General features: G+C 65.6%; 16 protein-coding genes. 6 read left to right on the top strand and 10 right to left on the bottom strand.

The features are described 5' to 3' along the window. Positions 1–64: 64 nt before the first annotated feature. The gene (locus EOD43_RS07325; RefSeq protein ID WP_127742505.1) at positions 65–724 is read right to left on the bottom strand and encodes a glutathione S-transferase family protein; all 660 of its coding nucleotides are present in this window, start codon (positions 722–724) and stop codon (positions 65–67) included. A 29-nt stretch (positions 725–753) separates the two neighbouring features. Continuing rightward, on the bottom strand, positions 754–945 hold the full coding sequence (locus EOD43_RS07320) for a hypothetical protein (protein WP_127742503.1): 192 nt from the start codon (positions 943–945) through the stop codon (positions 754–756). 36 nt (positions 946–981) lie between these two features. Here EOD43_RS07320 and EOD43_RS07315 point away from each other — a divergent pair, with 36 nt between their 5' ends. After that, positions 982–1,785, top strand: coding sequence for a class I SAM-dependent methyltransferase (locus EOD43_RS07315; protein WP_420822436.1), 804 nt, complete (start codon positions 982–984; stop codon positions 1,783–1,785). A gap of 138 nt (positions 1,786–1,923) precedes the next feature. On the opposite strand, the gene phaR is transcribed toward EOD43_RS07315, so the two are convergent. Then, positions 1,924–2,487 (bottom strand): polyhydroxyalkanoate synthesis repressor PhaR, encoded by a 564-nt coding sequence (gene phaR / locus EOD43_RS07310; protein ID WP_127742499.1) that lies wholly within the window; start codon positions 2,485–2,487, stop codon positions 1,924–1,926. Between the two features lie 33 nt (positions 2,488–2,520). Between phaR and EOD43_RS07305 the strand changes: the two genes are divergently transcribed. Together EOD43_RS07305 and EOD43_RS07300 are read left to right on the top strand one after the other, a co-directional pair. Next, on the top strand, positions 2,521–3,585 hold the full coding sequence (locus tag EOD43_RS07305; protein WP_338068990.1) for an alpha/beta fold hydrolase: 1,065 nt from the start codon (positions 2,521–2,523) through the stop codon (positions 3,583–3,585). Between the two features lie 89 nt (positions 3,586–3,674). Beyond that, the gene (locus tag EOD43_RS07300; RefSeq protein WP_127742495.1) at positions 3,675–4,844 is read left to right on the top strand and encodes an acetyl-CoA C-acetyltransferase; all 1,170 of its coding nucleotides are present in this window, start codon (positions 3,675–3,677) and stop codon (positions 4,842–4,844) included. Positions 4,845–4,977: 133 nt separating this feature from the next. On the opposite strand, the gene EOD43_RS07290 is transcribed toward EOD43_RS07300, so the two are convergent. From EOD43_RS07290 to EOD43_RS07270, 5 genes are all read right to left on the bottom strand, one after another. Beyond that, entirely contained in the window at positions 4,978–5,514 is a 537-nt protein-coding gene (locus EOD43_RS07290) for a peroxiredoxin (RefSeq protein WP_127742491.1), read from the bottom strand. Between the two features lie 102 nt (positions 5,515–5,616). Next, entirely contained in the window at positions 5,617–6,372 is a 756-nt protein-coding gene (locus tag EOD43_RS07285; protein WP_127742489.1) for an ABC transporter ATP-binding protein, read from the bottom strand. Continuing rightward, a complete protein-coding gene (locus EOD43_RS07280; protein ID WP_127742487.1) occupies positions 6,372–7,154 on the bottom strand; it encodes an MlaE family ABC transporter permease in 783 nt (260 codons plus the stop codon). Before EOD43_RS07280 ends, EOD43_RS07285 begins: the two co-directional genes overlap by 1 nt. 16 nt (positions 7,155–7,170) lie before the next feature. Next, complete coding sequence (gene alr, locus EOD43_RS07275) at positions 7,171–8,214, bottom strand: alanine racemase (protein ID WP_127742485.1); 1,044 nt, start codon at positions 8,212–8,214, stop codon at positions 7,171–7,173. Positions 8,215–8,241: 27 nt separating this feature from the next. Continuing rightward, complete coding sequence (locus EOD43_RS07270) at positions 8,242–9,831, bottom strand: MFS transporter (protein ID WP_127742483.1); 1,590 nt, start codon at positions 9,829–9,831, stop codon at positions 8,242–8,244. 129 nt (positions 9,832–9,960) lie between these two features. On the opposite strand from EOD43_RS07270, the gene EOD43_RS07265 reads away from it, so the two are divergent. Together EOD43_RS07265 and EOD43_RS07260 are read left to right on the top strand one after the other, a co-directional pair. Continuing rightward, complete coding sequence (locus tag EOD43_RS07265; RefSeq protein WP_127742481.1) at positions 9,961–10,563, top strand: DUF4142 domain-containing protein; 603 nt, start codon at positions 9,961–9,963, stop codon at positions 10,561–10,563. Between the two features lie 237 nt (positions 10,564–10,800). Beyond that, a complete protein-coding gene (locus tag EOD43_RS07260; RefSeq protein WP_127742479.1) occupies positions 10,801–11,274 on the top strand; it encodes an Hsp20 family protein in 474 nt (157 codons plus the stop codon). A gap of 226 nt (positions 11,275–11,500) precedes the next feature. Here the strand turns inward: EOD43_RS07260 and EOD43_RS07255 are convergent, their stop codons facing one another. Continuing rightward, complete coding sequence (locus EOD43_RS07255; RefSeq protein ID WP_420822435.1) at positions 11,501–11,713, bottom strand: YdcH family protein; 213 nt, start codon at positions 11,711–11,713, stop codon at positions 11,501–11,503. Between the two features lie 199 nt (positions 11,714–11,912). On the opposite strand from EOD43_RS07255, the gene EOD43_RS07250 reads away from it, so the two are divergent. After that, complete coding sequence (locus EOD43_RS07250) at positions 11,913–12,068, top strand: YdcH family protein (RefSeq protein ID WP_127742477.1); 156 nt, start codon at positions 11,913–11,915, stop codon at positions 12,066–12,068. Positions 12,069–12,166: 98 nt separating this feature from the next. On the opposite strand, the gene EOD43_RS07245 is transcribed toward EOD43_RS07250, so the two are convergent. Beyond that, positions 12,167–12,544: a PilZ domain-containing protein gene (locus tag EOD43_RS07245; protein WP_127742474.1), complete on the bottom strand. Its 378-nt coding sequence runs from the start codon at positions 12,542–12,544 to the stop codon at positions 12,167–12,169. Between the last annotated feature and the right edge of the window lie 2 nt (positions 12,545–12,546).

Genomic DNA, 12,546 nt, shown 5'->3' with positions numbered 1-12,546 from the left:
TAGCCGCCACCCTCCCCCTCCGTCAGCTACGCTGACACCTCCCCCTGGCGGGGGAGGATTGGGTTCAGGCCCGCTCGAACTTCTCGATCACCCACGTCTCCCGCGCCGCGCCCTCGGCCCACTCCACCATGAACGGATGCGCGCGCACCGCCTCGCAATAATCCGCCGCCAGCGCGGGGATCGGGATCGAATAGGTGCGGAAGCGCGTCACCACCGCCGAAAACATGATATCCGCCGCGCCGAACGCCCCGAACAGGAAATCGCCGCCGCCCCCGAAGCGCGTCCGCGCCTGATCCCACAGCGAGGTGATCCGCTGCACATCGGCCTCGACCTCAGGCGGCAGCGGTTCGGACGGATAGACGTGGCGCAGGTTCATCGTGCAGTGACTGCGCAGCGCCGAATAGCCCGCATGCATCTCCGCCGCGATCGAACGCGCAAAGGCGCGCGCGGCGGGATCGGCTGGCCAGTAGCGGTCGACGCCCACCTTGTCCGCCAGATGATCGATGATCGCGGTCGATTCCCAGATCGCGATGTCGCCGTCCCACAGGATCGGCACCTTGCCGTTCGACGGCGCGAAATCGGCTTCGAGCCGGCGGCTTTCCCAGCTCTCGCCATAAAGCGAGACGACCTCTTCCTCAAACGGCAGCCCCGATTGCTTGAGTGCCAGCCACCCGCGCAGCGACCAGCTGCTATAGGCCTTGTTCCCGATAAGCAGCTTCAGCATCGATCGTCCCCCTTCGCGTGCGAGAATCCTTACCCCTCACGCACCCATGTCGCCACCAGGAAGGCGGTGACGATCAGCAGCAGGATCGTCAGCAACGACCAGGGGATCAGGCCGGGTCGCCCGCCCGGCACGCGCCGGCGCATCGCCACGCGCTCCCCGATCATCGTAAAGATGGTCAGCGCGGCTAAAATCAGCGTAGGGATCGCATAGTCGGATTGCACGTTCGGCCCCATGCGCCATGATGGCGCGTCGCTTCAATGGGGAGATACAGTTTGCGCCATCTTCTTCTCGCCGCCGCCGCTCTGGTCGCGGTGCCCGCCATTACGATCGCAGCCAAGCCGCTGCCCAATCCGGGCCTGCTGACGGCGGTGGCCGATCCGCAGCGCAGCGAGGCCGATCGCGCGCGTGACAAATATCGCCACCCGGTCGAAACGCTGGAGTTCTTCGAGGTGCAGCCGACCCAGACCGTGGTCGAATATCAGCCGGGCGGCGGCTGGTTCACCGCGATCCTCGCCCCGATGCTGCGCGAAAAGGGCAGCTATATCGCGATGCCGGGTGAAAAGGGCGCCGCGAACTTCAAGGCGCTGGCCGAAAAGAATGTCGGCTTCTGGGGCCCCGTCACCGTCCACGCGTTCAGCGCCACCGCGCCCAGCACGATCCCGGCGGGCACTGCGGATCGCGTGCTCACCTTCCGCAACGTCCACAACATGATCATGGCGGGCGAGCCGGTCGCGGCGAAGGCGTTCGGCGATTTCTTCGCCGCGCTCAAGCCCGGCGGCATCCTGGGCGTCGAGGATCATCGCCTGCCTGAAGACAAGGACAGCGCGCTGGAAAAATCGAGCGGCTATATCAAGAAATCGACCGTGATCCGCCTCGCAACCGCCGCAGGCTTCAAGCTGGTCGGCGAATCGAAGGTCAACGCGAACCCCAAGGACACGCACGACTGGCCCGACGGCGTCTGGACCCTGCCCCCCACCTACAAGCTGGGCGACAAGGACCGCGCCAAATATCAGGCGATCGGCGAAAGCGACCGCTTCCTGCTCAAGTTCGTGAAGCCCTGATCTGATCCTCCCCCGCCAGGGGGAGGTGGCGCTGAAAGCGACGGAGGGGGAGGATACGGCCAACCAGCGGCTCGCGTCCTCCCCCTCCGTCAGCTTGCGCTGACACCTCCCCCTGGCGGGGGAGGATGAAAGGTAATCTTACTTCAGCTTGTCGATCTGCGCCTGCATGGCGGCAAGCTGCGCCTTGAGGATGTCGACCTCGCTCGCCTTGTCCTCAGTCGCAGCACCCGGCTTGGGCGCTTCGGGGGCCTTGCCGCCCTTGGGCTGGAAGGCCGAGGCGGCGGCTTCGAACATCGCCATGTTGCGCTTGGCGATCTCGGCGAAGGGGCCGCCCGAAAAGGCGCCTTCCATCGCGCTGCGGAACTGCTGCTGGTTGCGGCGGAACGCATCCATCGACGCTTCGAGATATTGCGGCACCATCGACTGCATCGAATCGCCATAAAGCGCGATCAGCTGGCGCAGGAAGCTGACCGGCAGCATCGTCTGGCCGCGCGTCTCTTCTTCCATGATGATCTGGGTCAGGACGTTGTGGGTGATGTCCTCTTCGGTCTTCGCGTCGATGACCTTGAAGTCGCGGCCTTCGCGCGTCATCGTCGCCAGATGATCGAGCGTGATGTAGCTGGAAGTCTCGGTATTATAGAGCCGGCGATTGGCGTATTTTTTGATGATGACCGTGCCCGTGCCGTCCGTCGCTTTCGCCATGCTCCCCCACCTTTCGAAATGCGCGTCTGACTGATGATAGAAGCCATAGCACCGAATCTTGCCGCGCCGCAACACAGGCCGCGCCCCCTGCCCCTGTTCCTGCACATGCTGCGCAGCGAAACCGAAGGACAGCCCGAACGGCTGCGCCACGCGCTGGAGGGATTGAAGACCTATCAGCAGGCGGAACGCCCGGAACGCGGGCAAAGCGGCGCGATCGTCGCCAGCGCCGGCCGTGCCACGCTGCGCGACTTTGGCGGCGCCGGGCGTCCGGTGATCTTCGTGCCGTCGCTGATCAACGGTTCCGAAATCCTCGATCTCGCTCCGCACAATTCGCTGATGCAATGGCTGGCGCGCGAAGGATTGCGCCCGCTGCTGCTCGATTGGGGCACGCCCGAACCCGATGAGCGCGATCTGACGATCGGCGGGCATGTCGAAACCCTGCTCCTCCCCCTGATCGACGCGATCGGCACGGACGCCGCGATCGCGGGCTATTGCCTGGGCGGCACGATGGCGCTGGCGGCCGCCGCGCTGCGCCCGGTGGCGGGCGTGGCGCTGATCGCCGCCCCCTGGGATTTTGCCGGTTTCCCGACGGAATCGCGCGCCAGCCTGGGCGAGCTGTGGGAGAAGGCGAAGCCCACGGCCGAGGCGATGGGCCTGATGCCGCTGGAGGTGCTGCAGCAGGCGTTCTGGAGCCTCGATCCCGCGCGCACGGTGGAAAAATTCGTCCGCTTCGGCCGGCTCGATCCGGACAAGGCGCTGGAGGGGGATTTCATCGCAGTCGAGGATTGGGCCAATGCCGGCGCGCCGCTGACGGCTGCCGCCGCACGCGAATTGATGGAAGGGCTGATGGCCGCCAATGCCAGCGGCGAAGGGCGATGGGAGGTCGGCGGCCGCATCATCCGCCCCGAAACGCTCGATATGCCCATCCTCAACATCGCCTCCACCACCGATCGCATCACCCCGGCCGCGACCGCATGGCGCGGGGGCCAGCGGGTCGAACTGTCCGACGGCCATGTCGGCATGATCGTCGGCCGGCGTGGCAAAACCTCCTTATGGCCCCTAATTGGTGATTGGCTTTCGCAGGTGCGGAAGAACTGATAGGCCCGCCCGTCGCAGGGCAATGCACCGCGATTCGAGACGAAGGCACAGAATCTTCGCTCATGCGGCAAGAAGGAGCGACTTTCAGGATGGACATCGTCATCACCGGGGCAAAGCGCACCCCCGTCGGCAGTTTCATGGGCGCTTTCGGCACCACCCCGGCGCATCTGCTGGGCAAGACCGCGATCGAAGCGGCGCTGATCCAGGCGGGCGTCGCCCCGGCCGAAGTGCAGGAAGTCCTGCTCGGCCAGATCCTCACCGCGGCGCAGGGGCAGAACCCGGCGCGTCAGGCGGCGATGGCGGCGGGCATTCCGCAGGAAGCGACCGCAGTCGGCATCAACCAGCTGTGCGGCTCCGGCCTGCGCGCGGTGGCGCTGGCGGCACAGTCGATCCGTTGCGGCGACGCGCGCATCGTGGTCGCGGGCGGGCAGGAAAGCATGTCGATGGCCCCGCATGCGCAATATCTGCGCGGCGGCGTGAAGATGGGTCCGGTCAGCTTCATCGACACGATGACGCATGACGGCCTGACCGACGCCTTCAACAATTATCACATGGGCATCACCGCCGAAAATCTGGCGGAGAAGTATCAGGTCACGCGCGAGGAGCAGGACGCCTTCGCGGTCGCCAGCCAGAACAAGGCTTCGGCCGCGCGCGCCGCGGGCCGCTTCAAGGACGAGATCGTCCCGGTCACGATCAAGGGCCGCAAGGGCGACACGATCGTCGAGAATGACGAATATATCCGCGACGGCGCGACGATCGAGGCGATGGCCGGCCTGAAGCCCGCTTTCAAGAAGGACGGCACCGTCACCGCCGCCAACGCCAGCGGCATCAACGACGGCGCGGCCGCGATCGTCGTGATGTCGGGCAAGGACGCCGCCGATCGCGGCGCCCCCGTCCTCGGCCGCATCGCCAGCTGGGCGACCTGTGGCGTCGATCCGGCGATCATGGGCATCGGCCCTGCACCCGCGACGCGCATCGCGCTGCAAAAGGCGGGCTGGACGCTCAACGACATCGAACTGATCGAGGCGAACGAAGCGTTCGCCGCGCAGGCGCTGTCGGTCGGCAAGGAACTCGGCTGGAACCCCGACATCGTCAACGTCAACGGCGGCGCGATCGCGATCGGCCACCCGGTCGGCGCGTCGGGCGCCCGCGTGCTGACGACCCTGCTCTACGAAATGCAGAAGCGCGACCTGAAGAAGGGCCTCGCGACCCTGTGCATCGGCGGCGGCATGGGCATCGCCATGTGCATCGAGCGGTAAGTTCCCGTCATCCCGGCGGAGGCCGGGATCTCAGGAGGCTCACGCGCTTCGCTGCGCATGAGATCCCGGCCTCCGCCGGGATGACGATATAGGAAGGGCCGGTCAGCGATGACCGGCCCTTCTTCGTTTGGGGTTACTTCGGATTGGCCTTCAGCCACTCCAGAACCTTGTCCGGCGCGCTCTCGCCATAAGGGTCTTCGTCCGAACCATCGTCGTTGATGCCGGGTTCTTCGAACCAGGCGACGATCTTGCCGTTGTCGACCACCATCGCATAGCGCCACGAACGGTCGCCGAAGCCCAGATGATCCTTGTTGATCAGCATGCCCATGCGGCGGGTGAAATCGCCCGAACCGTCGGGGAGCAGCTTGGTCTTGCTGAGGCCCAGATTCTTGCCCCACTGGAACATCACGAAGGCGTCGTTGACCGAGAGGCAGTAAACCTCCGCCGCACCCGCGGCCTTCAGATCGTCATAGCTGCGCTCATAAGCCGGGCACTGTTCGGTCGAACAGGTGGGGGTGAATGCGCCGGGCAGCGCGAACACGACCTGGCGGCCCTTGCCCAGCAGATCGCCGGTCTGGACGTCCTGCCAGCGGAACGGATTCGGCCCTTCGACACTCTCGTCGCGGACGCGGGTCTTCAGGGTAACGTTGGGAACTTCACGGCCCAGCATGCTTCACTCCTCGATCAATGCGATGACACGCATATGCCGAGGACGAATTGATCGATCCAATTGGAAAGTCAGGTCTCAGTAATCGAAACCTTCGTTCAATCTTTAGCGGATCGGCCCCTCGGCGCGTCCCTGAACGAACTGATCCACATAAGGGTTGCCGCTGTCGTACAGCCGGTCGCGCGGGCCGCGCCAGATGATCTTGCCCTGATAGAGCATGGCCACGCGGTGCGCGATCTTGCGCGCCGAGGCCATGTCGTGCGTGATCGTGAGCGCGGTGACGCCCAGATCCTCGACCAGGCTGACGATCAGATCGTTGATCACGTCGGCGCGGATCGGATCGAGCCCGGTGGTCGGCTCATCGAAAAAGATGATCTCCGGCCGCGGCGCGATCGCGCGGGCCAGCGCCACGCGCTTTTGCATGCCGCCCGAAAGCTCGCTGGGCCGCAGATCGAGGATCTTGGACGACAGGCCCACCCGCTCCAGATTCTCGGCAGCGATCTTGCGCATGTTCGTCGCGTCGCGCGCCTTGCCCTGCGTCAGCGCGAAGGTGACGTTGCGCCAGATCGGCAGCGAATCGAACAGGGCGGAACCCTGAAACAGCATGCCGAACTTGGCGCGCATCTTTTCCAGATCTCGCCCGCGCAGCCCGACGACATTCTGCCCATCGATCCGGATCGAACCGCGATCGGGCTTCACCAGCCCGAGGATGCACTTGAGCGTGACCGATTTGCCGCTGCCCGACTGGCCGATAATGGCCATCGATTCCCCGCGCTCGATCTCCAGATTGACGCCGTCGAGGACATGGTTGTCGCCGAACGTCTTGGAAATGCCGTCGAGGACGATCTTGTGATCCGCCATCAGCCGAACGCCACCAGCGTGATGATCATGTTCGACAACAGGATCAGGATGAAGGCGGAGACGACCGCATCGGTGGTCGCCCGGCCCACGCCCGCCGCACCGCCGCGCGCGTTGAAGCCGTGATAACAGCCCATCAGCGCGATGAAGAAGCCGAAGAAGGCCGATTTCACGACCGCCATCTGCATGTCCGTCGCGGTCAGATAATTGCGCGTGGTGGTGAGATAGCCGACCGCGTTGAAATCGAGCTTGTACACCGCGACGAAATAGCCGCCGAAAATGCCGATCGCATTGGCGACGATCACCATCAGCGGGATCGCGATCAAGGCCGCGATCACGCGCGGGGCGATCAGGTAGCGGTAGGGATCGGTGCGCAAGGTGGTGAGCGCATCGAGCTGTTCGGTGACGCGCATCGTGCCCAGTTCGGCCGCCATTGCGGAAGATACGCGCCCTGCGACCATCAGGCCGACCAGAACCGGCCCCAGTTCGCGCACGATGCCCAGCACGACGATCGCGGGCACCGTCGCGGTCGCATTGAAGCGCGATCCGGCGGTGAAGGTCTGCTGCGCCAGCGCCGCGCCCGAAAAGATCGCGGTCATGCCGACGACGGGCAGCGAGAACCAGCCGATCTGCATCAGCTGTTCCAGGATGCGGCCCGGATAATAAGGCGGGCTGACGGCGTGGCTGATCGTCTTCCAGGCGAAGATCGCGAGGCGGCCCAGCCCTGCGAGCGCCCCGATCAGCAAGCGGCCTATCGAGGCGAACAATCCGATGACGGCATTCAAATCGCGGACTTCCGTGCTATTTCCAGACGCGCTGATAGCGGGAGCCTAGCCCTGTCAGCAACTCATATTGCGACATGCCCGTTGCGGCCGCCGCCGCGGGCAGATCATGGTCGATCTCCAGCCAGTCGCCCGCACCCAGATCGGCATCGCCCAGATCGACCGCGATCAGATCCATCGACACCCGCCCGGCCAGCGGCAGGACGCGATCGCCGATGCGCGCAGCGCCCCGCCCCGCAAAGGCGCGGAAATAGCCGTCGGCATAGCCCAGGTTCAGGATCGCGATCCGCGTCGGCCGGTTCGCGGTGAAGGTCGCGCCATAGCCCACCGTCTCGCCCGCCGGCACATCGCGCACCTGCAAAATCTCCGCCTCGACCCGCGCGACCGGCGCGATATGCCCCTCCGCCTCGGCGCGCGGTATGCCGCCATAGAGGGCAAGCCCCGGCCGGGTCAGATCGAAGCCATAGTCCGCGCCCAGGCAGATGCCCGCCGAATTGGCGAGGCTGTAACGCTGCGCCGCGATCGCCCCGCGCAGTTCCGCGAAGCGCGCAAGCTGCACGGCGTTGAGTGCGTGCCCGACTTCATCGGCGCAGGCGAGATGGCTCATCAACGTATCGACCTTCAGCCCGTCGAGCAGGCCCGACCGCGCCTCCTCGATCGACAGGCCCAGCCGGTTCATGCCGGTATCGACCATCACGTCGCAGGGCCGCTCGGGCGCCGCCGCCTTCCACCGCGCGACCATCTCGGCACTGACGAGGACGGGCCGTGCCCGGCTGGCGAGCGCCACCGCCATGTCGGCGGCGCGGACGCCGTGGAGGACCGCGAGCGACGCGGCGTGCGGCAGATCGCCCACCGCCAGCGCCTCGCCCCAGGTCGCGACGAAGAAATCGCGACACCCCGCATCGGCCAGCCGCGCGACGACCTCGCGTGCGCCCAGTCCATAACCGTTCGCCTTGATCGCCGCCCCCGCCGGCGCCCCGCCCTGCGCGCCCAGCCAGCGCCAGTTGGCGACCAGCGCGTCGCTATCGAGGATCAGGCGGAGGGGGGGATCGTAAGGGTGCACCTTGCCGCGATAGCGGGCGGCCGCGCTCTATTCCAGTTCCTTCCCGCTCGTCTCGGGCAGGCCGAACAATGTCACGACGAACGCCAGCGCCACCACCGCGATCGTGTACCACAGTCCCGCAAAGGGATCGCCCGTCCGCGCGACGATATATTGGCTGATGAACGGCAGGAAACCGCCGAAATAGCCCGTCCCGATATGATAGGGCACCGACATCGACGTGTACCGCACCCGCGCCGGGAACAGTTCGACCAGCAGCGCCGCGACGGGGCCGTAGGTCATGCCCGACAGGAAGCCGATCCCGACGATGCACAGCACCATCTTCACCATCGCACCGATCGGCGGCGTCATCTTCTCCAGCTTGTAGCCTGCATCGGCGAGCGCCGCCTCCAGCGCCGCCGCATCGCTCGCATCGACGGGCTTGCCGCCGATCGTCACCGCGGGCGCCGCCCCCGGCGCGCCCTCCACCTTGGTGTAGGCAACACCCTTCTTCGACAAAGTATCGAGCACCCGCCCGCACGGCGTCTCCTGCCCCTTGCTGGCGAAGGGATCGTAGCGGCAGTCGCTGCCCGTCACGACCACGGGCGCGCGCTCCATCGCCTCGGCCAGCCCCGGATTGCCCGCCGCCGCCATCCAGTGGAACAGCGGGAATAGCAGCAGCATCGTCAGCGCATAGCCGATCAGGATCGGCTTCTTGCGCCCCACCTTGTCGGACAGCCAGCCGAACAGGACGAACCAGAACAGGCTGAACACCGCGCCCCCGCCCACGATCAGCCGCGCGGGCGTATCCTCGATCCGAAGCGCGCTCTGGATGAAATAGAGCGCCTGGAACTGCGCCGTGTACCAGATCACCGTCAGGCCCGCCGCGATCCCGAACAACGCCACCAGCACGCGGCGCACCTTCGCCCAACTGTCGAAACTTTCCTTGAGCGGATTGGCGGCGACTTCGCCCGCCTCCTTCATCGCCATGAAGACCGGGCTTTCCTTCAGCTTCAGCCGCACCCACAGCGAGATAGCGAGCAGGATCAGCGAGAAGAGGAACGGCACGCGCCAGCCCCATTCCGCGAAATCCTCGGTCGAAATGAAGATGTTCGACGTCAGCACCACGATCAGGCTGAGCAGGAAGCCGCCGATCACCCCCGCCTGGATGAAGCTGGTATAGAAGCCGCGCCGATGGTTGGGCGCATGTTCGGCGACATAGATCGCCGCCCCGCCATATTCGCCGCCCAGCGCCAGCCCCTGCAGGATGCGCAGGAACACCAGCAGCACCGGCGCCGTCACCCCGATCGCCTCATAGGTAGGAAGCACGCCCACCAGAGCGGTCGCCACGCCCATCATCGCGATCGTGACGAGGAAGGTATATTTGCGACCCAGCTTGTCGCCCAGCACGCCGAACAGCAGCGCGCCCAGCGGCCGCATCCCGAAGCCGACGCCGAAGCTGGCCAGGAAGATCAGGAAGCTGACGGCGGGATTGTCCGACGGGAAGAAATGCCCGGCGACGATGTTCGCCAGCGTCCCATAGACGAAGAAGTCATACCATTCGAACACGGTGCCGAGCGTCGAGGCGAAGATCACCAGCCGATCGCGTTTCGCGTCGAATGCCACGTCGGCAGTCGCCATCTTCCGAAACTCCCCCAAAAGTCCGTTCTTTTGCCTGTGGCTATGCCAGCGGCGGTCACGCGGCAAGGGCGCGGATGGAACGTCCGATATCTCAATACGTTGGGAGCCGGAACGATACGGAGAGACCCCATGAAGAAACTGATCCTCGCCAGCTCGGCCGCTCTGCTTGCGCTCAGCGTCGCCGCGTGCGGCCCCAAGACCGAACAGGCGGCGGCCGATGCGACCAACACCGCCAGCGACCTCGCCGATCAGGCGGGCGCGGTTGCGGGCAATGCGATGGAGGATGTGCAGGCTGCCGTCACGCCGACGCCGACCGCGCAGGAATTCATCAACACCGCTGCCAAGAGCGACGCGTTCGAGATCGAATCCGCCAAGCTCGCCGCCACCAACGCCGCCTCGGCCGAGGTGAAGGCGTTCGCCGCCGACATGATCACCGCGCACACCAAATCGAGCGCGGACATCAAGGCCGCCGCCGGCACGCTGACGCCGGACGCCGCGCTGACCAAGGACCAGCAGGACGACCTCGCCGAACTCAAGGGCCTGAAAGGCGCCGCCTTCGACGAGGAATATATCGACCAGCAGGTCGACGCGCATGAGGACGCGCTCACGCTGATGCAGGGCTACGCCAAGGACGGCGACAACGCGTCGCTCAAGACCGCCGCCGGCGCCATCGCGCCCACCGTCTCCAAGCACCTCGAAATGATCCGCGCGCTCGACGCGAAGAAGGACTGACGCTCCCTTTCGTCATCCCGGCGGAGGCCGGGATCTCAGGAGGCCCTTGCGACCCGCTCGCCTCCCCTACCTCCTGAGATCCCGGCCTCCGCCGGGATGACGGCTCCCTTGAATTCCCCTCCCCTGCTCCCATCTCCCAGCCGTCGGCCGTGCCCATTCGGGGCGGCAGGCGACAAGCCCGGCGGGTTGCCCGCGGGCGCAACTGGTCAAATCGCTTTTCGAAGGAACAGACCCCTTATGCGTACTCTTGATTTCGCTCCCCTGCTGCGGTCCTCGATCGGATTCGAGAATCTCAATCGCCTGGTCGACTTTGCGACCCGCGGAGAGGGCGACAGCTATCCCCCCTATAATATCGAGAAGACGGGCGACGGCGCCTATCGCATCCAGATGGCGCTCGCGGGCTTCAGCCGCGAGGAGATCGACGTCACCGTGCAGGACAATGTCCTGGTGATCGTCGGCCGCGCCGGGGAGCAGATCGAAGGCGCCGATGCGCCCCAATATCTGCATCGCGGCATCGCCAAGCGCGCGTTCGAGCGCCGCTTCCAGCTGGCCGACACCATCAAGGTGACGGCGGCCGGCTATGAAAACGGCCTGCTCAACGTCTCGCTGGTGCGCGAAATCCCCGAGCACAAGAAGCCGCGCCGCATCGCGATCGACGGCGTCGAACCCGCTCAAGTGATCGACGCCAGCCCGGAGAAGGCCGCGGCGTAACGCCTCGCGTCCCTCAACGATGACAGAAGGCCGGGTCCGCAAGGGTCCGGCCTTTTTGCTTGAGCGCCCTTGCGCGCCGCCCCTCTCCCCACCTCGTCATTGCGAGCGAAGCGAAGCAATCCAGCCCCGCATGTGAGAGGCGCGCGACCTAACTCCAGTGCGGGCCTGGATTGCTTCGTCGCCTTCAGCTTCTCGCAATGACGAGCTGGTTGGGGGCAGGTCGCCCCTAAGCGATGATATCCGGAATCAGCATATCCTCGAGCAGCGCGATCTCGTCCTTCAGGCGCAGCTTGCGCTTCTTGATGCGCGCGACCTGAAGCTGGTCGACCGCATTGGCCGACAGCAGCGCGTCGATGGCCGAGTCGAGGTCGCGATGCTCCTGCCGCAACAGTTCGATCCGCCGATTAATGACCTCGCTGTCCAAGGCGGTCGTCTCCATCGTTCCCCCGCATGATTCTAGCGGGAAACGCCCCCGGCTCAAGCGCCGAGCGCGCCGGAAACCCGCTTTTCAATTCGTTACGTGCACAACGCGACGAATTGCGTCCGGAGAAGGATCGATGTCGTTTTTATGACGCGACACGACTCGCAAAGCATGATCTACTCGTCGGTCTGTCGGTGATGAAAGGAGAACATGCCCAATGTTGACCAGTCATTCGTCCGCCCTTCAAGCCAAGCATGCAGGCATCGAGGCGCGTATCGCAGCGGAGAACCGCAGGCCATCGCCCGATGACATTCTGATCGCCCAGCTCAAGAAGCAGAAGCTTCGAATCAAGGAAGCGATCGCCAGGCTTTAACGCCGAAAAGGGCGGCGCTTCTCAAGCCCGCCCTTCGTTTTACAGCCCGATCGAAACTACCACGCCGACAGGCGGGGCCAGGTCGTTCGCGTCCGTCTTCAGTCCACCCTGAAGCCCGGACGGCGGAGCGGCTTGGTCGCAGCCGCGAGTCGCGGCGGCAGCGATTTGGCAAGCGGCTGACGCGCCAGCAGCGGATTGATCGGCAGCGCGAAGGTGACGCCGAAACGCTTGCCATCCACCCAGGCAATCTCGCCGCGCACCGGCGGCAAGCCGCGCATCTCGACGTCGACGATCGCGCCCTGATCATAAGCGGTATCGGACACCGCCATCAGGCCGGTCGCCGAAAGATCGCGGATACGGATCGGCTGGCGCGGCCGCGCGACATCGCCGCATGCGCTGATCGTGCCGAGCAGCATCATCCGCTGCCGCGGCTTGCGCCTGTCCTGATCGTCCCTGCTCGCTGCTCGCCTGGTCATCC

It is taken from the genome of Sphingomonas crocodyli (assembly GCF_004005865.1).
In the GTDB taxonomy this organism is placed as follows: Bacteria; Pseudomonadota; Alphaproteobacteria; order Sphingomonadales; family Sphingomonadaceae; genus Rhizorhabdus; species Rhizorhabdus crocodyli.
The sequence above is the reverse complement of the archived record's forward strand: the minus strand, read 5'-3'. Positions and strand labels throughout refer to the sequence as shown.